General features: G+C 67.3%; 10 protein-coding genes. 6 read left to right on the top strand and 4 right to left on the bottom strand.

The window, feature by feature from the left end:
- The first annotated feature begins 44 nt into the window (after window positions 1-44).
- Complete coding sequence (locus ACNFG0_RS10515; RefSeq protein ID WP_196155087.1) at window positions 45-848, top strand: substrate-binding periplasmic protein; 804 nt, start codon at window positions 45-47, stop codon at window positions 846-848.
- A gap of 63 nt (window positions 849-911) precedes the next feature.
- Entirely contained in the window at window positions 912-1,925 is a 1,014-nt protein-coding gene (locus tag ACNFG0_RS10520; protein ID WP_416764752.1) for a GNAT family N-acetyltransferase, read from the top strand.
- Between the two features lie 131 nt (window positions 1,926-2,056).
- Here the strand turns inward: ACNFG0_RS10520 and ACNFG0_RS10525 are convergent, their stop codons facing one another.
- Window positions 2,057-2,584: an RNA polymerase factor sigma-70 gene (locus ACNFG0_RS10525; RefSeq protein WP_196145723.1), complete on the bottom strand. Its 528-nt coding sequence runs from the start codon at window positions 2,582-2,584 to the stop codon at window positions 2,057-2,059.
- A gap of 327 nt (window positions 2,585-2,911) precedes the next feature.
- Here ACNFG0_RS10525 and ACNFG0_RS10530 point away from each other — a divergent pair, with 327 nt between their 5' ends.
- Window positions 2,912-15,856 carry a non-ribosomal peptide synthetase gene (locus ACNFG0_RS10530; protein WP_416764753.1) on the top strand — a complete coding sequence of 4,315 codons (12,945 nt, stop codon included), beginning with the start codon at window positions 2,912-2,914 and terminating at the stop codon, window positions 15,854-15,856.
- 95 nt (window positions 15,857-15,951) lie between these two features.
- On the opposite strand, the gene dsbG is transcribed toward ACNFG0_RS10530, so the two are convergent.
- Genes dsbG through dsbD form a run of 3 tightly spaced genes read right to left on the bottom strand, consistent with a single transcriptional unit; the run spans window position 15,952 to window position 19,260 of the window.
- A complete protein-coding gene (gene dsbG / locus ACNFG0_RS10535; RefSeq protein WP_196145721.1) occupies window positions 15,952-16,710 on the bottom strand; it encodes a thiol:disulfide interchange protein DsbG in 759 nt (252 codons plus the stop codon).
- A 1-nt stretch (window position 16,711) separates the two neighbouring features.
- Complete coding sequence (locus ACNFG0_RS10540) at window positions 16,712-17,548, bottom strand: TlpA disulfide reductase family protein (RefSeq protein ID WP_196166622.1); 837 nt, start codon at window positions 17,546-17,548, stop codon at window positions 16,712-16,714.
- A complete protein-coding gene (gene dsbD / locus ACNFG0_RS10545; RefSeq protein ID WP_416764754.1) occupies window positions 17,548-19,260 on the bottom strand; it encodes a protein-disulfide reductase DsbD in 1,713 nt (570 codons plus the stop codon). The genes ACNFG0_RS10540 and dsbD overlap by 1 nt, the downstream gene beginning before the upstream one ends.
- A 291-nt stretch (window positions 19,261-19,551) precedes the next feature.
- On the opposite strand from dsbD, the gene ACNFG0_RS10550 reads away from it, so the two are divergent.
- From ACNFG0_RS10550 to ACNFG0_RS10560, 3 genes are all read left to right on the top strand, one after another.
- Window positions 19,552-20,235, top strand: coding sequence for a response regulator transcription factor (locus tag ACNFG0_RS10550; protein ID WP_196145718.1), 684 nt, complete (start codon window positions 19,552-19,554; stop codon window positions 20,233-20,235).
- Complete coding sequence (locus tag ACNFG0_RS10555; protein ID WP_196145717.1) at window positions 20,232-21,554, top strand: ATP-binding protein; 1,323 nt, start codon at window positions 20,232-20,234, stop codon at window positions 21,552-21,554. Before ACNFG0_RS10550 ends, ACNFG0_RS10555 begins: the two co-directional genes overlap by 4 nt.
- 523 nt (window positions 21,555-22,077) lie before the next feature.
- On the top strand, window positions 22,078-23,478 hold the full coding sequence (locus ACNFG0_RS10560; RefSeq protein WP_416764756.1) for an aspartate aminotransferase family protein: 1,401 nt from the start codon (window positions 22,078-22,080) through the stop codon (window positions 23,476-23,478).
- Window positions 23,479-23,550 lie beyond the last annotated feature (72 nt).

Here is a 23,550-nt window from a genome sequence, read left to right on the forward strand (position 1 = left end):
CTAGGTTAGTTGGATCCCGTTCGAACCGTGACGAGTGCCCTCTCTTGATTCGCGTACCCGGCCTCAAGGCCCTGTCTCGTTTGTTGGTCTTCGCTGCGTTGTCGCAGGCCTTGCTCGCGCAGGCTGGCCCGGTAGTGGAGGTGAGGGTTGGCGGCGCGCATTTTCCTCCCTATACCGTGCGGCCCGAACAAGGCGCCGAAAGCGGCTTGCTGCCGCAGGTGCTCAAGGCGCTCAACCAACTGCAACAGCAGTACCATTTCGTGCTCGTGCCTACCTCCGTGCCGCGGCGCTTCGGCGATTTCCAGCAGGGGCGTACTGACATCGCCATGTTCGAAAACCCCGAGTGGGGCTGGGACCGCTTTCCCCACCAGAGCGTGGACCTAGGCCTGGAAGACGCCGAGATCTTCGTCGCCCGCCAGCAGCCCGGGCGCGGCCAGGAGTACTTCGAGAACCTGCAGGGCAAACGCCTGGCCCTGTTCAACGGCTATCACTACGCATTCGCCAACTTCAATTCCGACCCGTACTACCTGGGCGAGACCTACGACGCGATCCTGACCTATTCACACGACAGCAACCTGTTGATGGTCGAGCGCGGGCGTGTCGATATCGCCTTGGTCACGCGTTCCTATTTCATCGATTTCTGCGCCCGCCGCCCTGACATCGCCAAGCAGTTCCTGGCCTCCGAACGCATCGACCAGCGTTATCGCCACTACGCCATCCTGCGCCCCGAGTCGCCCATCGACGCCAAGGCGTTTGCCTCGCTGATACGGCGCCTGCATGACAACGGCGAGATGCTGCGGATCTTCCAGCCTTACCGGGTCAAGGTGGTGAGGCCGTCGGCCGACTAAATTCCCTGGTGTAGGTCACGTCTACCGGATTGAACCCTTCATTCCTTTTCGTGAGCCGTGACCATGCCGTTCGATGCCGCTTCGCTGCCTCTTTCCTTGCCCCGCTGGCGCAGCCTCAGTGCCGATGAAGGGGCTACCCACTTGAGCCTGACACTCGAGGGCCGCCCGCTGATCCAGGTGCGCCTGGCCCCTGGCGCTGTCCTTGAGGTGCACCTGGAGCGTCTGTGCCCGGAGCGCCCCGAACAAGCCTTGTGGGCGGCATGCTATTGGCTGCTGTCGCGTGACCCGGCCTGCCAGCGCCTGGCCTGGCACATGCACCAGGCGCTGCCCCAGGCGCTGGCCAGCGGGCTGCTGGTGGCTGGCGAGCGTCCGGGCGTGTACCTGTGCGAGCGTGGGCTGTTCTGGCAACTGCCCCAGCCGTGGCTTGGCGATGCGGCTGCCGGTAGCTACCCCCAGCAGATGATGATCAGCGACGGCAAGCGCCACCCCAGGCGCCCGCCCAAGCCGCGCGGTGAGGTGTACCGGCGTTTCGATGCGCGGCTGGGTGCCTGGGTGTCGCTGCGCACGTTGGAGATCGACCGGGACCTGGCGCGTTTCAACCGTTGGCAGAACGATCCGCGTGTCGCGCAGTTCTGGCAGGAGGCCGGCAGCCTCGAGCAGCACCGCGAATACCTGGCGAAACTCGAGGCCGATCCGCACACGCTGACCCTGGTCGGTTGCTTCGATGACGAGCCGTTCGCCTATTTCGAGGCCTACTGGGCCAAGGAAGACCGGATCGCCCCGTTCTACCCGGCTGGCGACTACGACCGCGGCGTCCACATGCTGGTGGGCGAGCAGGCGCATCGCGGCCCGCACAAGGTGGCCAGCTGGTTATCGGCGCTGGTGCACTACCTGTTCCTGGACGACCCACGCACCCAGCGGGTGGTCGCCGAGCCACGCGCCGACAACGGCAGGATGATCGGCTACCTGCACGACCAGTGCTTCCATTGCGAGAAGGAGTTCGATTTTCCGCACAAGCGGGCGGCATTGATGATCCTGGGGCGGGAGCGGTTCTTCGATCGCTGCAGGCTGGTTTGAGCGGGTTCGGCCGCTCCACCGCCGTTCCCACAGAGGTCAGCGCTTGCCACTAGTGCTTTGTGGGGACAGCGCGCCATTTGATTTTTCGGGCTCTGTGGGAGCCGGCTTGCCGGCGATGGGGGCGAGGGACCTCAGCCCTGACGGCTGTGCTTGCGGCAATGGATCAATGCATCGCGAATCATGAAGTTCACCAGTGTCGGCGATACGCCCAGCTCCTTGGCGATGTCCTTCTGTGGCACCCCGTGCAGGCGATACATCTCGAAGGCATAGCGGGTGCGCTGGGGTAACTCGCCCAGGGCCTCGGCAATGTGTTCGAGGGTGGCAAGGTTGATATGGGTGGCTTCGGGCGAGGCGTTCTGCAGGACGACATTGAGGCCTTCCTCCTCACTGCCCGAGTACTTGAGCTCCATGGCTTGCTTGCGATAGTGGTCGATCGCCAGGTTGCGCACGATCTGGAACAGGTAACTGAGCTGGGCCTTGAACGAGGATGTGATGTGTGGCGCCGCGCTGAGCCGGAAGAAGGCGTCCTGCACCACGTCTTCGGCCCGCGAGCGGCAGCCGGTGATGCGTGCGGCGATCTTGACCAGGATGCTGCGGTTGTCGACGAATGCCTGGAGTAGGGGTGAATCGCACTTACTTGTGGATAGTTGTTCCGCCATGGAAATCACCTTGTCTCGAAGAGAGGAGGGAGCACACCTGAGTGGGACGCTTCCTACGACGTGCGACAAGCTATGCTCAGTGATAATGATTGTCAAATGCGAAATAGAATTAATAGCTGAAGGCAAATCGTCTAAGCCCCGGAGCGTGAGCCGGTTCACTTTGCGCTTTTGCACATCGCGTCCACCGCTGCCTCGGTGCCGCGCGCCCGTCTAATTATTTCCCTGGCCCATCCGTTCCCCTGTGTACATCCAGCTGCCGAACGCTGCCCGCCGACCGGCGTGGCACCGCCCCGGCGCGACCCACCCAGACACTGGCAGGAACTCCCCATGACGGACGCCTTCGAACTCCCGCTCTCGCTGGTCCAGGCCCTGGCGCAACGCGCCGCGCAGACCCCGGACCGGATCGCCTTGCGCTTTCTGGCCGACAATCCCGACGAGCAGGCCGTGCTCACCTATCGGGACCTGGACCTGCGCGCACGCGTCATCGCCGCCGCCCTGCAGGCACGGGCCGGCCTTGGCGATCGGGCGGTGCTGCTGTTCCCCAGCGGCCCGGACTACGTCGCGGCGTTCTTCGGCTGCCTGTATGCGGGTGTCATCGCCGTGCCGGCCTACCCACCGGAGTCGGCGCGTCAGCATCACCAGGAGCGCTTGCTGTCGATCATCGACGATGCCGAGCCGCGCCTGCTGCTGACGGTGCAGGCGCTGCGCAGCAGCCTGCAAGGCCTGGCCGGCGACGCTGCGCCAGGCCTGCTGGCGGTGGATGAATTGGACCCTGCCTTGGCCGGCCAATGGCGCGAGCCGGCATTGACCGCCGAGGACATCGCGTTCCTGCAATACACCTCCGGTTCTACCGCGCAGCCCAAGGGCGTGCAGGTCAGCCACGGCAACCTGGTGGCCAACGAGCAACTGATCCGCCACGGGTTCGGGATCGACCTGAACCCGGATGATGTCATCGTCAGCTGGTTGCCGCTGTACCACGACATGGGCCTGATCGGCGGCCTGCTGCAACCGATCTTCAGCGGCGTGCCCTGCGTGTTGATGTCGCCGGGGTATTTCCTCGCCCGGCCGTTGCGCTGGCTGCAGGCGATCAGCGAATACGGCGGTACCATCAGCGGCGGCCCTGACTTCGCCTACCGCCTGTGCAGCGAGCGGGTCAGCGAGGCGGCCCTGGCCGGCCTCGACCTGAGCCGCTGGCGCGTGGCGTATTCGGGTTCCGAGCCGATCCGCCAGGACAGCCTGGACACCTTCGCCGACAAGTTCCGCCCCTGCGGTTTCGACCCGGCCAGCTTCTTCGCCAGCTACGGCCTGGCTGAGGCGACCCTGTTCGTCAGTGGCAGCCGGCGTGGCCAGGGTATCGCCGCCCTGGAGCTGGATGCCGAGGCCTTCGCCGCCAACCGCGCCGAGCCGGGAAAGGGTAGTGTGCTGATGAGCTGTGGCTACCCACAGCCCGGGCATGCCGTGCGTATCGTCGACCCGCAAGGCCTGCAGGCCCTGGGCGACAATCAGGTCGGGGAACTGTGGGCCGCCGGCCCGAGCATCGCCCTGGGCTACTGGCGCAACCCGCAGGCCAGCGCCCGGACTTTCGTCGAGCAGGACGGCCAGACCTGGCTGCGCACCGGCGACCTGGGCTTCCTGCGCGCAGGCGAAGTGTTCGTCACTGGGCGCCTGAAGGACATGCTGATCGTGCGCGGGCAGAACCTCTACCCGCAGGATGTGGAAAAGACCCTGGAGCGCGAAGTCGAAGGTTTGCGCAAAGGGCGCGTGGCGGTGTTCGCGGTCGACGACCAGGGCGAGGAGGGCATCGGCGTGGCGGTGGAGGTCAGCCGCAACGTGCAGAAAGCGATCAAACCCCAGGACCTGATCCGTACCCTGCGTCAGGTGGTTGCCGATGCCTGCCGCCAGGCCCCGGCGGTGGTGTTGTTGCTCAACCCCGGCGCATTGCCCAAGACCTCCAGCGGCAAGCTGCAGCGCTCGGCCTGCCGTCTGCGCATGGCCGACGGCAGCCTGGACTGCTATGCGCGCTTCCCCGACACCGAGGCGCAGGCCGAAGCGGCTGCGACCGTTGACGACCTGCAAGGGCGCATCGCCGCGATCTGGCGTGAGCGGCTCGATGTCGAGTCGGTCGCACCGGACGACCACTTCCTGCTGCTGGGCGGCAACTCCATCGCCGCCACCCAGGTGACGGCGCGCCTGGCCGACGAGCTGGGCATCGACCTGGGCGTGCGCACCCTGTTCGAGGCGCCGACGCTTGCCGCCTACAGCGCTGCGGTGGCTGCCGCCCTGGCCGAGGGCGGCCCAGGCAGGCAAGCCATCGCCGCGCTGGACCGTGCCCAGGCCCATCCGCAAACCCTCGCGCAGAACCGTCTGTGGCTGCTCTGGCAGCTTGAACCGCAATCGGCCGCCTACAACATCCCCGCCGGCTTGCACCTGCGCGGCGAACTGGACGAGGCGGCATTGCAGGCCAGTTTCCAGGCGCTGGTGGCGCGGCACGAATCATTGCGCACGCGTTTCAGCGAAGTGGATGGCCAGGGCCTGCAACAGGTCGTGTCCGAGGCTGCCTTCGACTTGCAGCGCGCCGACCTGCAGGGGCTTGATGCCGAACAGGTGGCGGCACGTCGTGAAGCCGAGGCGCGCCAACCCTTCGACCTCACCCAGGGGCCGCTGTTGCGGGTTACCCTGGTGCGCCTGGGCGACGACGACCACCAGTTGTGGGTGACGCTGCACCATATCGTGGCCGATGGCTGGTCGCTGAACATCCTGCTCGACGAGTTCGCCAGGCTGTATGCCGCCCATTGCCAAGGCGTGCAGGCCGACCTGGCCGCATTGCCCCTGGGCCAGGCCGACTACGGCCACTGGCAACGTCAATGGCTGGCAGGCGGTGAAGCGGCCCGGCAGTTGGCCTATTGGAAGGCGCAACTGGGCGACGAGCCGAAGGTTTTGGACCTGTGCCCCGACTACCCGCGTTCCGCCCAGCGCGCGCCCCGGGCCGGGCGATTGAGCGTCAAGGTGCCGGCCAGCCTGACGACAGCCTTGGATACCCTGGCGCGGGAGCAGCAAGCGAGCCTGTTCATGGTGTTGCTGGCCGCCTGGCAAGGTTTGCTGCACCGTTACACAGGCCAAGGCGATATTCGTGTCGGTGTGCCCAACGCCAACCGCCCGCGGCTGGAAACCCAGGGTATGGTCGGCTTCTTCATCAATACCCAGGTCCTGCGCGCCGAGGTCCATGGCCGCCTGCCGTTCGACCAGTTGCTGGCTCAGGTGCGCGATACCACGCTGCAGGCCCAGGCCAACCAGGACCTGCCGTTCGAGCAACTGCTCGAAGCATTGCCCGATGCCCGCGAGCAGGGCTTGTTCCAGGTCATGTTCAACCACCAGCAGCGGGACCTCTCGGCGCTGCGCCGCCTGCCAGGCCTGCTCGCCGAAGAGCTGCCCTGGCACAGCCGCGAAGCCAAGTTCGACCTGCAACTGCACAGCGAGCAGGACCACCAGGGGCGCCTGAGCCTGGCCTTCGACTATGCCGCCGAACTGTTCGAGGCCAGCACCATCGAGCGCCTGGCCGGGCAATTGTTGGCCTTGCTGGAGCAGGTCTGCGCCAACCCGCAGCTGGCCTTGGGCCAGATTTCCCTGCTCGACGAGGCCAGTCGCGCACAGTTGCTGACCTGGGGGCAGGCACCGGCACCGAAGGCGCACCGCCTGTTGGTGGAGCAGCTCAACGAACAGGCGCGCCTGACCCCGACCCGCACCGCCCTGGCGTGGGAAGGTGGCAGCCTCGACTATGCCACGCTGCACCAGCAGGCCAACCGCCTGGCCCATTACCTGCGCGACAAGGGCGTCGGCCCTGATACCTGCGTGGCCATCGCCCTGGAGCGTTCGCCTCAGCTGTTGGTCGGCCTACTGGCCATCCTCAAGGCCGGGGGGGCCTACGTACCGCTGGACACCGATTACCCGGCCGAGCGCCTGGCCTACATGCTGGCCGACAGCAAGGCCGGCCTGCTGCTCAGCCACAGCGACCGGCTGCAGCGCCTGCCGCAGGTCGCCGGGGTCAGCATCATCGCCCTGGACCAGTTGCACCTGGACAGCTGGCCGAGCCATGCCCCGGGCCTGCACCTGGATGGCGACAACCTGGCCTATGTGATCTACACCTCCGGCTCCACCGGCCAACCCAAGGGCGTGGGCAATACCCACGCGGCCCTGGCCGAGCGCCTGCAATGGATGCAGGACACCTACGTCCTGGATGACAGCGACGTATTGATGCAAAAGGCCCCGATCAGTTTCGACGTGTCGGTATGGGAATGCTTCTGGCCGCTGGCCCAGGGGTGCAAGCTGGTGTTGGCCGGCCCCGGCGAGCATCGCGACCCCCAGCGTATCGCCGAGCTGGTGCAGGCCCACGGCGTGACCACGCTGCACTTCGTGCCGGCGCTGTTGCAGGTGTTCATCCAGGAGCCGTTGGCGCTTGGCTGCACCGGCCTGCGTCGGCTGTTCTCCGGCGGCGAGGCGCTCTCGGCCAACCTGCGCGACCGTGTGCTGCAAGTGCTGCCACAGGTGCAGTTGCACAACCGCTACGGCCCGACCGAGACCGCGATCAACGTCACCCACTGGCATTGCCGAGCGCAGGATGGTGCGCGTTCGCCCATCGGTCGCCCGCTGGGCAATGTGCTGTGCCAGGTGCTGGACGCTGAGCTGGAACTGACGGCCCCTGGTGTGCCGGGCGAGCTGTGCCTCGGCGGAGCGGGCCTGGCCCGTGGCTACCTGGGCCGCCCAGGGCTTACCGCCGAGCGCTTCGTGCCCCGGCTGGGCGGCGACGGCGAGCGCCTCTACCGCAGTGGCGACCGTGCCCGCTGGCAGGTGCAGCTCGGCGCCCTGGAGTATCTCGGGCGCCTCGATCAGCAGGTGAAGGTGCGTGGCTTTCGTGTCGAGCCTGAGGAGGTCCAGGCCTGCCTGCTGGCCCAGCCTGGAGTCGACCAGGCGCTGGTGGTGATCCACCAGGATGAGGTCGGCGCGCAACTGGTGGGCTACTACAGCGGTGTCGAGCAGTCCGAGGCGCTGCTCGCCGCGCTGGCGGTGCGCCTGCCGGCCTATATGGTGCCGGCGCAGCTGGTGCACCTGGCCCGGATGCCCCTTGGGCCGAGCGGCAAGATCGATCGCAAGGCGTTGCCGGCGCCGGTCTGGCAGCAGCGTGCCCATGTCGAGCCCCAGGGCGCCTTGCAACAACAGGTGGCGGCGATCTGGCGCGAGGTGCTGAAGTTGCCGCAGGTGGGCATGCAGGATGACTTCTTCGCCCTGGGCGGCCACTCGCTGCTGGCCACCCAGATCGTGTCGCGTACACGCCAGGCGCTGGATATCGAACTGCCGCTCAAGGCCTTGTTCGAGGCCAGCGAGCTGGGCGCGTTCTGCGCCGAGATCGCGCGCATCCAGGCGGCCGGCGAGCACAACCGGCAAGGGGCGATTGCCCGGGTCGACCGTCGCCAGGCGGTGCCGCTGTCGTACTCGCAGCAGCGCATGTGGTTCCTCTGGCAGATGGAGCCGGACAGCCCGGCCTACAACGTCGGTGGCATGGCGCGCCTGCGCGGCGTGCTGCATGTGGATGCGTTCGAGCGTGCCTTGCAGGCGCTGATCGTGCGCCATGAAACCCTGCGCACCACCTTCCCCAGTATCGATGGCGTGCCTTGCCAGTGCGTGGCCGAGGACAGCCCGCTGCGCGTGCACTGGCATGACTTCTCGACGCTGGCCGCCGAGGTTCGCCAGCAGCGCCTGCGCCAGTTGGCCGACGAACAGGCGCACCAGCCATTCGACCTGGAGCGCGGCCCGCTGCTGCGTGCTTGCTTGGTCAAGGCCGGCGAGCGCGAGCACTACTTCGTGCTGACCCTGCACCACATCGTCACCGAAGGCTGGGCCATGGACATCTTCGCCCGCGAGCTGGGCGAGTTGTACGAAGCGTTCGTCGACGAGCGTGAATCGCCGCTGGCGCCGTTGCCGGTACAGTACCTGGATTACAGCGTATGGCAGCGCCAATGGCTGGAAAGCGGGGAAGGGGCACGCCAGCTGGCCTACTGGAAAACCCGCCTGGGGGATGAACACCCGGTGCTGGCGCTGCCCTCGGATCGACCACGCCCGGCCGTGCAGAGCCACCGCGGCGAGCTATACCGCTTTGACCTGGACCCTGCGCTGGTCGCACGGGTGCATGCCTTCAACAGTGCGCGCGGCCTGACCCTGTTCATGACCATGACGGCCACCTTGGCCGCTGTGCTGCACCGCTATAGCGGCCAGCGCGACCTGCGCATCGGCGCGCCGGTGGCCAACCGTATCCGCCCGGAAAGCGAAGGCCTGATCGGCGCCTTCCTCAACACCCAAGTGCTGCGCTGCGAACTGGACGGGCAGATGACCGCCGCCGAACTGCTGGAGCAGGTGCGGCGTACGGTGATCGAAGGCCAGTCGCACCAGGACCTGCCTTTCGACCAGTTGGTCGAGGCGTTGCAGCCGCCGCGCAGCAGCGCCTACAACCCGCTGTTCCAGGTGATGTGCAACGTGCAGCGCTGGGCCTTCCAGCAGAGCCGCACGCTGTCGGGCATGACCGTGGATTACCTGGTCAACGACGCCAGCGCCACCAAGTTCGACCTCTACCTGGAGGTCACCGACCTGGATGGGCGCCTCGGCTGCTGCCTGACCTACAGCCGCGACCTGTTCGACGAGCCGCGTATCGCGCGCATGGCCGAGCACTGGCAGCAGGTATTGGTCGGCCTGCTCGACGACCCGAGCCTGCGCCTGTGCGAGCTGCCGATGCTGGGCAGCGCCGAGCAGCAGGTGCTGATCAGCCAGCTCCAGGGCGAGCAGGATTTCGAGCCTGACCATACCCTTCACGGCTTGTTCGCAGCCCAGGCCGCGCGCAGCCCGCAGGCCCGTGCGCTGACCTTCGCCGGCGAGCACCTGAGCTATGCCGAACTGGACCGGCAAGCCAACCGCCTGGCCCGCGCCCTGCGCGAGCGTGGTGTCGGCCCGCAGGTGCGGGTAGGGCTGGCCCTGGAGCGCTCGCTGGAAATGGTCGTGGGGCTGTTGGCGATCCTCAAGGCCGGCGGTGCCTATGTGCCGCTGGACCCTGAGTACCCGCTCGACCGCCTGCGCTACATGATCGAAGACAGCCGCATCGGCCTGCTGCTCGGCCAGCGTGCGCTGCTCGACGTCTTGGGAGCGTTGCCGGTCGGTGTGGGGCAATGGTGCCTGGAGGACGATCGCGCGTCGCTGGCGAGCTACAGCGATGCGCCGCTGGACAATCGCAACCTGCCGCAACACCAGGCCTACCTGATCTACACCTCCGGCTCCACCGGCAAACCCAAGGGTGTGGTGGTCAGCCATGGCGAGATCGCCATGCACTGCCAGGCGGTGATCGCAGCGTTCGGCATGCGCAGCGACGACTGTGAGCTGCACTTCTATTCGATCAACTTCGACGCCGCCACCGAACGCCTGCTGGTGCCATTGCTCTGCGGTGCCCGGGTGGTGCTGCGTGGCCAGGGCCAGTGGGGCGCCGAGGAGATCTGCCAGCTGGTGCGTGAGCAGCAGGTGAGCATCCTGGGTTTCACCCCCAGCTATGGCAGCCAGTTGGCCCAGTACCTGGCCGGGCAGGGCGAGCGCCTGCCGGTGCGCCTGGTGATCACCGGCGGCGAGGCGTTGACCGGTGAGCACCTGCAGCGTATTCGCCAGGCGTTCGCGCCGCAGCAGTTCTTCAATGCCTACGGGCCGACCGAAACCGTGGTCATGCCGCTGGCTTGCCTGGCGCCCGAGCAGTTGCCCGCAGACGCCGGCAGCGTACCCATCGGCCGAGTGATCGGTGCGCGCACCGCGTACGTCCTCGATGAGGACCTGGCCTTGCTGCCCCAGGGTGGTATCGGTGAGCTGTATGTCGGCGGCGTCGGGCTGGCCCAGGGTTACCACGACCGGCCGGGGCTGTCGGCCGAGCGCTTCGTCGCCGACCCGTTCAGCCATGGGGGCGGGCGCTTGTACCGCACGGGCGACCTGGTGCGCCTGCGGGCCGATGGCCTGGTGGAATACATCGGGCGGGCCGACCAGCAGGTGAAGATTCGTGGCTTTCGCATCGAGCTGGGCGAGATCGAGAGCCGCCTGCAGGAGCATGCCGATGTCGCCGAGGCGGTCGTGCTGGCGCTGGACCTGCCGGGTGGCAAGCAACTGGTGGGCTATCTCGTGTGCCCACAGGCCGACGCCGAGCCGGATGCCCAGGCCAGCCTGCGCGAGGCGGTCAAGGCCCATGCCCGGCAGCACCTGCCGGACTACATGGTGCCCGCACACCTGGTACTGTTGGGCAGCCTGCCGCTGATGGGCAACGGCAAGCTCGACCGCCGAGCCTTGCCCATGCCGGATCTTGCCCAGGCGCGCCAACAGTACCAGGCCCCGGCCAACGCGCTGGAGCAGCAACTGGCGCAGGTCTGGGGCGAGGTGCTCAACCTCTCTCGGGTAGGCGTGCACGACAACTTCTTCGAGCTGGGCGGCGACTCGATCCTGTCGATCCAGGTGGTCAGCCGCGCCCGCCAGTTGGGCCTGCATTTCACCCCGCGGGACCTGTTCCAGCATCAGACCATCCAGACTCTGGCCGCGGTGGCCAGCCGCAGCGAGCACACGAGCCAGGTCGAACAGGGCCTACGCCAGGGGCGCAGTGCCTTGACGCCGATCCAGCACTGGTTCTTCGACAGTGAAATCGCCCAGCCCCAGCATTGGAACCAGGCGCTGCTGCTGGACATCCGCCAACCGTTGCAGGCCGAGGCACTGGAGCGCGCCCTGGGGGCATTGCTGGCACACCACGACAGCCTGCGCCTGCGCTTTACCCAGGCCGATGGCCGTTGGCAGGCCGAGTATGCCCAGCCGGCCACGCAACAATTGCTGTGGCTCGCCACCGTGGCTGACCTGGATGACTGCCAGGCCTTGTACACCGATGTGCAACGCAGCCTTGACCTGGCCGAGGGGCCGCTGCTGCGTGCCTTGCTGGTCAGCGACGGGCAGGGTGCCCAGCGCCTGTTGCTGGCGATCCACCACCTGGTGGTGGATGGCGTGTCCTGGCGTGTGCTGCTCGAAGACCTGCAAGCGCTCTACCGGGGCCAGCCGCTGGCCGCCAAGACCCATGCCATGGGCGACTGGGCCGCACGCCTGGCCAGCTACGCCAGCAGCGACTCGCTGCGCGACGAGCTGGGCTGGTGGCAAGACCAGCTGGGCACGGCCCACCGCGAATGGCCATGCGACCACCCGCAGGGTGGCAACCTGCATCGCCATGCCCGTACCCTGGCCATCAGCCTGGACGCGGCACAGACCCGCCAACTGCTGCAACAGGCACCTTCGGCGTACCACACCCAGGTCAACGACCTGCTGCTGACCGCGCTGGCCCGTACCCTGTGCCGCTGGAGCGGTGACAGCGAAGTCTTGGTGCAACTGGAGGGCCATGGCCGCGATGGGCTGTTCGAGGACATGGACCTGACCCGCAGCGTCGGCTGGTTCACCAATGCCTACCCGCTGTGCCTGAGGCCTCAGGCGGGCGACGACGACCCGGCCCGTGCCGGTTCCATCAAAGCCATCAAGGAACAGCTGCGCCAGGTGCCGCACAAGGGGCTCGGTCATGGCGTGCTGCGTTACCTGGCCGACGATGCCGGGCGAGAGGCCATGGCTGCCTTGCCCCAGGCACGGGTCACCTTCAACTACCTGGGCCAGTTCGACCAGCAGTTCGACGATGCGGCGCTGTTCCAGCCACTGGATGCCCCGGCAGGCCTGGCCCACGACCTGGACGCACCGTTGCCCAACTGGCTCAGCGTCGACGGCCAGGTATATGGCGGTGCGCTGCAACTGCGCTGGACCTACAGCGCCGAACGCTACGGAGAAGCGACCATCGCCGCGCTGGCCGACGCCTATCGCGAGGAATTGCTGGCCCTGGTCACCCATTGCCTGGCCGATGGCAACGGCAGCTTCACGCCGTCGGATTTCCCGCTGGCGCACCTGACCCAGGCCCAGATCGACGCCTTGCCGGTGCCGGCGAACCGGATCGAAGACGTCTACCCGCTGACGCCGATGCAGGAAGGCTTGCTGTTGCACACCTTGCTGGAGCCGGGCACGGGGATCTACTACATGCAGGACCGCTACCGCATCGACAGCGCCCTGGATCCCGAGCGCTTCGCCCAGGCCTGGCAGGCCGTGGTGGCACGTCACGAGGCCCTGCGCGCGTCGTTCAGCTGGAATGCCGGCGAATCGATGCTGCAGATCATCCACAAGGCAGGCCACACGCCGGTCGACTATCAGGACTGGCGCGGCCTGGATACGCCTGCGCAGGAGGCGCGCCTGCAGGCCTTGCACAAGCAGGAGCGCGAAGCCGGCTTCGACCTGCTGCGCGAGGCGCCCTTCCACCTGCGCCTGGTGCGGGTGGCCGATGCGCGCTACTGGTTCATGATGAGCAACCACCACATCCTCATCGATGCCTGGTGTCGCTCGTTGCTGATGAACGATTTCTTCGAGATCTACCAGGCCCTTGGCGAAGGCCGCCAGGCGCAGTTGCCGGTGCCGCCACGCTACCGCGACTACATCGGCTGGCTGCAGCGCCAGGACCTGAACGAGGCGCGTCAGTGGTGGCAGCGCAACCTGGCCGGCTTCGAGCGTGCCACGGCCATCCCGAGCGACCGGCCGCTGCGCCATGACCACGCCGGTGATGGCATGGTCGTCGGCGACTGCCATACCCGCCTGGATGCGCCCGACGGCGTGCGGCTGCGCGAGCTGGCCCAGGCCCATCAACTGACCGTCAACACCTTCGTCCAGGCGGCCTGGGCCTTGGTCTTGGCCAGTTACAGCGGCGAGCGCGACGTGGTCTTCGGCGTCACCGTGGCCGGGCGCCCGGTGAGCCTGCCACAGATGCAGCGCACCGTTGGGCTGTTCATCAACAGCGTCGCCTTGCGTGTGCAACTGCCCGAACTGGGCCAGCGCCAGAGCGTGCACCAGTGGCTGCAAGGCCTGCTGGCGCGCAACATGGAGCTGCGCGAGCATGAATACCTGCCGTTGGTGGCGATCCAGGAATGCAGCGAGCTGCCCAAGGGCCAGCCGTTGTTCGACAGCCTGTTCGTGTTCGAGAACGCGCCGGTGGAAACCGCGGTGCTGGACCATGCCCAGCACCTCAATGCCAGCTCCGACTCAGGCCGCACCCACACCAACTTCCCGTTGACCGCAGTGTGCTACCCCGGCGACGACCTGGGCCTGCACCTGTCGTTTGACCAACGCTACTTCGACTTCCCGACCGTCGAGCGCCTGCTGGCCGACTTCAAGCGCCTGCTGCTGGCGCTGGTGGACGGGTTCGATGGCGAGGTGGCCGAGCTGGCGCTGCTTGGCCAGCGCGAACAGCGCTTCCTGCTGGAGGATTGCAACCGCACCGAGCAGGCCTACCCGCTGGAGCAGAGCTACGTGGCGCTGTTCGAGGCGCACGTCGCGGCGCACCCGCAGCGCACCGTTGCCCGCTGCCTGGACGCAAGCTACGACTATGCCGGGCTGAACCTTGCCGCCAATCGCCTGGGCCATGCCTTGGTGGCAGCCGGCGTGGGCGTCGACCAGCCGGTGGCGTTGCTGGCGGAGCGGGGCCTGGCGCTGCTGGGCATGATCGTCGGCAGCTTCAAGGCAGGCGCCGGCTACTTGCCGCTGGACCCAGGCCTGCCCTCGGCGCGCCTGCAACGCATCATCGAGCTCAGCCGCACGCCAGTGCTGGTGTGTTCGGCCGCCTGTGCCGAGCAGGCGCGCCAGTTGCTGGACGAGATCGGCGGTGCGGTGCGCCCGCAGTTGCTGGTCTGGGAGCAGGTGCAATCTAGCCAGGTCGCCAGCCACAACCTGGGCATCCACAGCGCGCCGGACAACTTGGCATACGTGATCTACACCTCCGGCTCCACCGGCCTGCCCAAAGGCGTGATGGTCGAGCAGCGCGGCATGCTCAACAACCAGTTGAGCAAGGTGCCGTACCTTGAGCTCGACGCGCAGGACGTGATCGCCCAGACGGCCTCCCAGAGCTTTGACATCTCGGTCTGGCAGTTCCTTGCCGCGCCGCTGTTCGGTGCTCGGGTGGAGATCGTGCCGAACAGCATCGCCCATGACCCGCAAGGGTTGCTGGCACACGTACAGGCCACTGGTATCACGGTGCTGGAGAGCGTGCCGTCGTTGATCCAGGGCATGCTGGCCGACGAACCGCGAAATCTGGGCAACCTGCGCTGGATGCTGCCGACCGGCGAAGCCATGCCCCCCGAGCTGGCTGCCCAATGGCTGCAGCGCTATCCGGGTATCGGTCTGGTCAACGCCTACGGCCCGGCGGAATGTTCGGATGATGTGGCGTTCTTCCGGGTCGATGCGGCGTCCACCCAGGGCAGCTACCTGCCGATCGGCATGCCGACCGACAACAACCGCCTGTACCTGCTCGATGAGGCCCAGTGGCTGGTGCCGGTGGGGGCGGTCGGTGAGCTGTGCGTCGCCGGGACCGGTGTTGGGCGCGGGTATGTGGGCGACCCGGTGCGCACCGCGCTGGCGTTCGTGCCGCATCCCTACGGCGAGCCGGGCGAGCGCCTGTACCGCAGTGGTGACCTGGCCAGGCGCCGCGCCGACGGCGTGCTCGAATACGTGGGCCGTATCGACCACCAGGTGAAGATCCGTGGCTACCGGATCGAGCTGGGCGAGATCGAGGCGCGCCTGCACGAGCAGGCCGAGGTCCGCGACGCGGCGGTAGGTGTGCAAGAGGGGGCCAACGGCAAGCACCTGGTGGGCTACCTGGTGGCGCACCCGCATGTCACGGCTGACGCTGCGCTGCTGGAGCAGTTCAAGCAACGCCTGCGCGCGGAACTTCCGGAGTACATGGTACCGCTGCACTGGGCCTGGCTCGACAGCCTGCCGCACAACGCCAATGGCAAGCTCGACCGCAAGGCCCTGCCGGCCATCGACATCGGCAGCCAGCACCGCCTGGCCTACCTGGCGCCGCGTGACGCGCTGGAGCAAACCCTGGCCGGGATCTGGGCCGACGTGCTCAAGGCCGAACGGGTCGGGGTGCGCGACAACTTCTTCGAGTTGGGCGGGCATTCATTGCTGGCCACTCAGATCGCTTCGCGGGTGCAGAAGCAGTTGCAGTTGAATGTACCGCTGCGGGCGATGTTCGAGTGCAGCACGGTGGAGGCATTGGCCGATTATGTGCGTGCGCTGGAGGGGCGCGCGCTGGATGACGACAAGGTCGACCGGCTCAGTGACCTGATGGCGGAGCTGGAGGCGCTGTAAGACAGAGGCACTTCGGTGACTGTTGCATCGAGCGCCGCCCGTGCGGCGCTCGATATCACAGGCACCCCGGGCCCCAAGGCATCTCCTGGCGAGCCTCAGCGCTTGCCCAGGATCTGCCCCAGCATCTCCGGCCGCGGTGCCCCTTGCTGGCTCTGCAGGCGGCCTTGCGCATCCTGGTAGAAGATTGCCGGGGTCGCTGCCAGGCCCATCTCCTCCATCAACGCCAGGTTGCCTTCCAGCTGCTTGCGCACTGCCTCGGGGATGTTCTGCAGCGGCTTGAGGGTACTGGCCTTGCCGGCCTTCTCATGTTGCTGCAGCGCCTTGGCTGGGTCCTTGGCGGCCAGCAGCGCCGCCGACTTGCCAGGGCTGTCTTCGCGGATGATGCCGACCATGATGTGGCGCAGCTGCACCTTGCCCGACTCGACCCAAGGCCGCGCCTGCTGCCAGAACATATTGCAGTACGGGCAGTTGGGGTCGCTGAACAGGTACACCGTGCGTGGTGCGTCGGCCTTGCCGTCGGCGATCCAGGCGGTCTTTTCCATCTTTGCCCAGATGGCCTTGCTCATCGGGGTGTACACCAGTTTGTCCAGCGGTTCGGCGCTCAGGTCCTTGCCCTGTTCGTCGAACAGGCTGCCGACCAGCACGTGCTTGCCATCGGGCGTCAGGTACAGGGCGATACCGTTGTTCTGGTAGGCGGCGGCATAGCCTTTGAGGCCATTGGGTGCATCGAAGCTGCCCTTGATCTCGGCACCTTTGGCTTGCAGTTGCTGGATCGCCTTGGGCAGCTCCTCGGCCTGCAATGCGGGGGCGGCGAGCAGGCCGAGGGCCAAGGGCAGGAGGGCATTCAATCGCATGTCAGTTTCCTTGTGCGGCGGGGGCAGGCGCGGCGGCCTGCTCGAAAGGTTCCAGGGCGCGGTGCAGGCTGGCGCGAGACAGCTCGCCCAGGTGGCTGCCGATCAAACGCCCGTCGGCGGTGTAGAACAGGGTGGTGGGCAAGGCCATGGAACCGACCTGTTTGGCCAGCTGGCCGGTGCCATCGAACAGCACGTGGGTCAGGCTCAGGCCCGTGGTGGCGAGGAAGGTGCTGACGTTTTCCGGCGTTTCGCCTTGGTTGACGAACAGGAAGGTCACGTGCGGGTAGTCATCTTGCGCCTGTTGCAGCACCGGCATCTCCCGGCGGCAGGGTGGGCACCAGGTGGCCCAGATGTTGATCACCAGCGGCTCGCCACGGTAGGTGTGCAGAGCCACGGATTGCCCGGCGGCGTTGCGCAGGCTCAATGCCGGCAGTTCGGTGCCCTTGCTGTACAGATGGCTGCCAAGGCTGGCCAGCCCCCAGAACACGGCACCGCTGAACAATGCCCAGCCCAGCGGGCGACGCAGGCCAGGGTGGCGCCGGTACTGCCACAAGGCGCCGACGACGATGCCGGCCAGGCCGGCCCAGGGCAGGAAGCCGCCGTCGCGGATGTCGATGATCTGCAGCGGCTCTTCGCGGAACATCGGCCAGTAGGCCGCCACGAAGCCGAGGCGGGCGCATACCAGCCCCAGCAGGAACAGGTTGAACAACGCCGACTCGGGGTTTTCGCCACCGCGTCGGGCCACCCACCAGCCGACCACGCTGGCCACGCACAGGGCCGCGAGCAACAGCAGGTGGTTGAGGGCCATGGTCAGCGGCCCCAGGGTCACGCTCAGCATCAGCCTTGGCTCCTGGTCTGGGCCCAGTGTCGTTGGAATGCGGCAGCGTCTACCTCGCCGGTGATGCGCCTGGCACGGCGCTCGTCGCCTTCCGGGCCGATCCAGATCAGGCTGGGCGGGCCTGGCACCTGGTAGCGTTGCAGCAATTCGCGGCTGGCGGGTGTATCGGCGGTGACGTCCAGGCGTACCAGGTGTACCCCGGCAAGGCCAGCGAGGACATCAGGGCGGGCGAACACCTGCTTTTCCATCACCTTGCACGACACGCACCAGTCGGCATAGTAGTCCAGCATCACCCATTGGCCACGTGCCTTGGCCGCGTCCAGCTCACGTTGCAGATCCTGGGGCTGGCTGACCGTGACGAAGGCCTCGTCGGCCTTGGCCGTCGCGCTTGGCGTGCCGCTCCCGGCGAAAGGGTGCAAGGGTTGCCAGAGGTCATCGCCACCGGCTGCCGCGCCGACCAGCAGCAGGCCACCCCAGAGCGCGCCGAGCAGCGGCACCGCGCGCAAGGCCGGCAGGCGCTGCAGGGCAGGCCAGGCCGCCCAGGCCAGGGCGATCAGCCAGGCGCCGCACAGGGCCAGCAGCAACGGGGCTGGCAACAGGCTGCGCAGGGTGTACAGGGCCATGGCCAGGAAGACGAAGCCGAACAGGCCCTTGACCCGGTTCATCCAGGCGCCCGGGCGCGGCAGGTAGCGGTTGCCGACGGTGACCAGCAACAGCAAAGGTGCGCCCATGCCCAGGCCCAGGCTGAACAGCACCAACGCACCCTGCAGCACGTCGCCGCTCTGGGCGATGTACAGCAGGGCTCCGGCCAACGGTGCTGTCATGCAGGGGCCCATGAGCAGGCCCGACAGCGCACCGAGCAAGGCCGCGCCATACACATTGCCGCCACGGGTGCCCTGGCCGGCCCGGTCGAGGCGGTCGCGCAGGGCCGAGGGCAGTTGCAACTCGAAGGCGCCGAACATCGGCAGGGCAAGGATCACGAACAAACCCGCCAGGCTACCCAGCAGCCAGGGTTGTTGCAGCCAGGCCTGCAGGCTGGCACCGAGCAGGGCGGCGACCACGCCGAGGGCGGCGTACACCAGGGCCATGCTCAGTACATAGACCCCGGCCAGCAGCCAGCCGCGGCGGGCGCTGGCGCCATTGCCCAGCACCAGCCCGGCGAGAATCGGCAACATCGGCAGGGAGCAGGGCGTAAAGGCCAGCAGCAGGCCCAGGCCGAAGAAGGCCGCCAGGCTCCAGGCCAGGCTGGCCTGTTGCAGGCCGCTGGCCAGCGCCTGATCGCTGGCCTGCTCGGCAACGGGCGCGGCCTGACCGCCGAGGTCGATGGCGGTGGTCTGGGGTGGGTAGCACAGGCCAGCGTCGGCGCAGCCCTGCCAGCCCAGGCGCAACTGGCCTTGGGCGCCTGCCGGTATCAGCAACTCGAGCTGGTGGCGGTAGACCGCACTGTCGCCGAAGAATTCGTCGTGGTGGTTCTCGGCGGCAGGCAGGGACGGGTGGTGGTCAGCTGCAAGGCCATCGAACTTCAAGCGCTTCTGGTAGAGGTAGTAGCCATCCTTGATCTGGAAGTACAGGCGCAGTTGGCCATCGGGCAGGCGGTCATGGGAGAGGACGAAGGCCTCGTTGACCGGCAGGAAGTCGGGCTTGGTCTCGAAGGGGTTGGCCTGCAGAGGCCCCGCCAGGAGGAATGTCAGGAAGAGCAGGAGGACGCGCATGTCTTCGCCTTGGCAATGCATGGAATGAGGCCATGCTGGCCTGGGACGATTAACCCAAGGTTAACCGTCGATTAGGCACGGTAAGATCGACCGGTATCCGCAAAGCGGCGCAAGCCCTATAGGCACGCCAATCGCGGGACCAGCCCGCTCCCACAGAGGCCGCCCCGGCCATTTGTTCTCTACGCGACAGCGCAGCTCTGCATAACCCGCTGGCAGCCAGAACACGTCATAATCCCCCCTTAATCCCCCGAGCGTGCAATAAACACCCGCATCACCACCGGAGACCCTCTCATGCACGTACTGCTCTGCGAGGACGACGACCTGATCGCCAGCGGCATCTGCGCCGGCCTCACTGCCCAGGGCCTGACTATCGACCGGGTGGCCAGCGCCTCGGCTGCCCAAGCCTTGCTGCAGGCCGCGCAGTTCGACGTGATGATCCTCGATCTCGGCCTGCCCGACGAAGACGGCCTGAAGCTGTTGCGCCGCCTGCGCCAGCAGGGCGTGACGCTGCCGGTGCTGGTGCTCACCGCCCGCGATGCGGTCACCGACCGGGTCGACGGGTTGCAGGCCGGGGCCGACGACTACTTGCTCAAGCCGTTCGACCTGCGTGAGCTCGCCGCCCGCCTGCACACGCTGCTGCGCCGCGTGGCCGGGCGGGCGGTGAATGTCATCGAGCATGGCCCGCTGCGCTACGACCCGAGCAGTTGCGAGGCCACCTTGGCAGGCCAGGCCGTGGACCTGTCGCGCCGTGAACAGGCGCTGCTTCAGGCATTGCTGCAGAACCCCGGGCGGGTGCTGTCCAGCGAGCAGCTCAAGGACTGCGTGTACGGTTTCAGCGACGAAGTCGAGAGCAACGCCTTGAACGTCCACATCCACCATTTGCGGCGCAAGCTGGGCAACAGCATCGTCGAGACCGTCCGCGGCCTGGGCTACCGCCTTGGCCCGGCCCAGGCCCCGCAGGGCACCACGCCATGAGCCTGCGCGCGCGCCTGACGCTGATCCTCGGCATCGCCTTCGTCATCATCTGGGCCCTGGCCGCTGCGTGGATGCTGCGCGACCTGCGCCAGCAGATGATGTTTTCCCTCGACCAGCGCCTAGTGGCCTCGGCACGCATGGTTGCCGGGTTGATCGAGCAGTTGCCGCAGCCGCTGGCGAGCAAGGGCGAGGATGCGCATTTTTCTGCCGACCAGCTCAGCGTGCCGGACGGTATGGCCTGCCAGGTCAGTTCCCTGCGCGGCGAAATCCTGGCCAGCAACCACAAGCACGACGGCGCCATGGACGACCAGCGCAGCGGCTTCCGTGACCAGACCATCGACGGCGCGCTCTGGCGAACCTTCACCTACAACCACGGCGATGTGCGGATCACCACCGCCGACCGCCACCAGGAGCGCGAGGCGCTCAACCGCTCGATCCTGCTGGCCGCCTCGGCGCCGGTGTTGATGGCCTTGCTCGGCAGCCTGGGCTTGTTGTGGATCGGCGTGGGCAAGGGCCTGGAGCCGCTCAACCGGATGCGCGACGCCCTGCGCCGGCGCCGCGCCGACAGCGTCGAGCCGTTGCAGGTGGCAGGCATGCCCAGCGAACTGCAGCCGCTGCTCGAAACCCAGAACCAGTTGTTCCTGCGCATCGCCCAGACCATCGAGCGCGAGCGCCGCCTCACCGACGACGCCGCCCATGAACTGCGCAGCCCGCTGACCGCGATCAAGACTCACCTGCAGGTAGCCCGCATGACCGACGGCGCGGTACGCGAGCAGGCGCTGGAACATGCCGAGCAGGGTACCGACCGCATGCACCGAACCCTGGAGCAGTTGCTGATGCTGGCGCGGGTGGAGGGCAGCCTGTCGTTCGACGACGGCGTGCAGTGCAGCGCCGAGCAGGTGGCCCGCCAGGCGGTGCAGGATGCCGGCGGTGGGGATAACAGGCGCATCGTGGTGCGCCTGCCGGAAGAGGCCACGCGTGTCTACCTGGGCATGCCGGCGCCGTTGGCGGTGGCAGCCTTGCGCAACCTGCTGGACAACGCCTTGCGCCATGGCGGTGACGCTGCCGTGGAACTGGAAGTGCAGATGGCCGATGGGCAAGTGGGCTTCATGGTCCGTGACCACGGGCCCGGAATCGCCGAGGAAGACATGCAGCACCTGACCGAACGCTTCTGGCGCCACGACCAGAGCGGTGGCTGCGGCCTGGGGCTGGCGATCGTCCAGGCCATCGTCCAGCGTTGTGCCGGCAGCCTGCGCTTCGAAAACCCTGGCGATGGCTTGCGTGTCTGGTTGCAGGTGCCGGCGCGCCAGGGCAACTGAGCGCCCGTGAGTGCGCGATAGCACCGCCGCCTGGCAAGGGCTTCGTCCTTGATCGCGGGACAAGCCCGCTCCCACAGGGTGTGGTTGGCGAAGTACCGGTGGGAGCCGGCTTGCCGGCGATTGGCCAGAACGGGCAACAGCATCATGAATCCTGAGCGAGCAGGGCTGGTTGAGTGCATGGTGATTACCCACACCGGGATGCGATCTGGCTTTGGGTAAAGGGTTGTCTTCATCGCCGGCTTGCCGGCTCCCACAGGGTGTGGTTGGCGCTGCACCAGTGGGAGCCGGCTTGCCCACAACCATAGAATCTCCCACAGGGGGGGCGCGCTAGCGTCCTACAGAAAAATAACTGCTCGAAGCCTGCGGGCCCGCCAAGGGCCACTCTGCCGTCTCCGACCGAAATCCGACATCAACCGGTAAATCCTTGGCCCGCTGACGCGTTCTCCAAGCGACAACCACCCGACACACATCCGGTTACAGGGAGCGTGGCGGGGCACATTCGCTTGCTCGCGAGGATTTTCCGATGTCGACCGCTTCCAGCCTTGCCCAGGTCCTGCCGCCCAGCGCCCCGCAGGTGTTGTACGAATTCGAGGAATCGCCCCTGCTGCTGCGCCAGCAGCGACAGGAATCCAATGCCCGCAGCTACCCGCGGCGCATCCCTCTGGCGCTCAAGCGTGCCCGTGGGATTCATGTGGAAGACGTCGAGGGCCGCCAGTTCATCGATTGCCTGGCCGGCGCCGGTACCCTGGCCCTGGGCCACAACCACCCGGTGGTAATCGAGGCGATCCAGCAAGTACTGGCCGATGAAGTGCCCCTGCATACCCTGGACTTGACCACGCCGGTCAAGGACCGCTTCGTCCAGGACCTGTTCGGCCTGCTGCCCGAGGCCCTGCGTCGGGACGCGAAGATCCAGTTCTGCGGGCCGACCGGTACCGATGCGGTGGAGGCTGCGCTGAAACTGGTGCGCACGGCCACCGGGCGCAGCACCGTCCTGGCGTTCCAGGGGGGCTACCATGGCATGTCCCAGGGCGCGTTGAGCCTGATGGGCAGCCTGGGGCCGAAACAACCTTTGGCGGCCCTGCTGGGCAATGGCGTGCAGTTCATGCCGTACCCCTACGACTATCGTTGCCCATTCGGCTTGGGTGGCGAGGCGGGCGTGCGGGCGAACCTGCACTACCTGGAGAACCTGTTGTGCGACCCGGAAGCCGGCGTGGCGCTGCCGGCGGCGGTGATCGTCGAGGTGGTGCAGGGCGAGGGCGGTGTGATACCGGCGGATGTCCAATGGCTGCGTGGCTTGCGAGCCATCACCGAGCGGGCGGGTGTGGCACTGATCGTCGATGAGATCCAGAGCGGCTTTGCCCGCACCGGACGGATGTTCGCCTTCGAGCACGCCGGCATCGTGCCGGACGTGGTGACGCTGTCCAAGGCCATCGGTGGCAGCTTGCCCCTGGCCGTGGTGGTCTACCGGGACTGGCTGGACACCTGGCAGCCCGGGGCCCATGCCGGCACCTTCCGTGGTAACCAGATGGCCATGGCGGCCGGCTCCGCGGTGATGGGCTATCTGGTGGAGCATCGCCTGGCCGAGCATGCCGAGGCCATGGGCCAACGCTTACGCGACCATCTATTGGGCCTGCAACAGGACTACCCGCAACTGGGAGATATTCGCGGGCGTGGCCTGATGCTGGGGGTGGAGCTGGTGGACCCGACCGGCGAGCGGGACGCGCTGGGGCATCCACCGGTCAGCCGGACACTGGCGCCGAAGGTGCAGCGCGAATGCCTGAAGCGTGGGCTGATCCTCGAACTGGGCGGGCGCCATGGGGCGGTGGTGCGCTTCCTGCCGCCGTTGATCATCAGTGTCGAACAGGTCGATGAAGTGGCCGGGCGGTTTGCCGAGGCGGTGAGGGCGGCGGTGGCTGCGGGATAAATGGCGGGGCGTTTTGTGTAATGCCTTGAGATCGAGCGCCGCCCGCGCGGCGCTCGATCTCACAGGCACCGC

Origin of the sequence: Pseudomonas sp. NY15372 (assembly GCF_048068215.1) — a bacterium.
In the GTDB taxonomy this organism is placed as follows: domain Bacteria; phylum Pseudomonadota; class Gammaproteobacteria; order Pseudomonadales; family Pseudomonadaceae; genus Aquipseudomonas; species Aquipseudomonas guariconensis_A.

Excerpts from the sequence above, each read along its gene's own strand:
- ACNFG0_RS10520 (WP_416764752.1), top strand. The coding sequence starts at position 912 with ATGCCGTTCGATGCCGCTTCGCTGCCTCTTTCCTTGCCCCGCTGGCGC.
- ACNFG0_RS10525 (WP_196145723.1), bottom strand. The coding sequence starts at position 2,584 with ATGGCGGAACAACTATCCACAAGTAAGTGCGATTCACCCCTACTCCAG.
- ACNFG0_RS10530 (WP_416764753.1), top strand. The coding sequence starts at position 2,912 with ATGACGGACGCCTTCGAACTCCCGCTCTCGCTGGTCCAGGCCCTGGCG.
- dsbG (WP_196145721.1), bottom strand. The coding sequence starts at position 16,710 with ATGCGATTGAATGCCCTCCTGCCCTTGGCCCTCGGCCTGCTCGCCGCC.
- ACNFG0_RS10540 (WP_196166622.1), bottom strand. The coding sequence starts at position 17,548 with ATGCTGAGCGTGACCCTGGGGCCGCTGACCATGGCCCTCAACCACCTG.
- dsbD (WP_416764754.1), bottom strand. The coding sequence starts at position 19,260 with ATGCGCGTCCTCCTGCTCTTCCTGACATTCCTCCTGGCGGGGCCTCTG.
- ACNFG0_RS10550 (WP_196145718.1), top strand. The coding sequence starts at position 19,552 with ATGCACGTACTGCTCTGCGAGGACGACGACCTGATCGCCAGCGGCATC.
- ACNFG0_RS10555 (WP_196145717.1), top strand. The coding sequence starts at position 20,232 with ATGAGCCTGCGCGCGCGCCTGACGCTGATCCTCGGCATCGCCTTCGTC.
- ACNFG0_RS10560 (WP_416764756.1), top strand. The coding sequence starts at position 22,078 with ATGTCGACCGCTTCCAGCCTTGCCCAGGTCCTGCCGCCCAGCGCCCCG.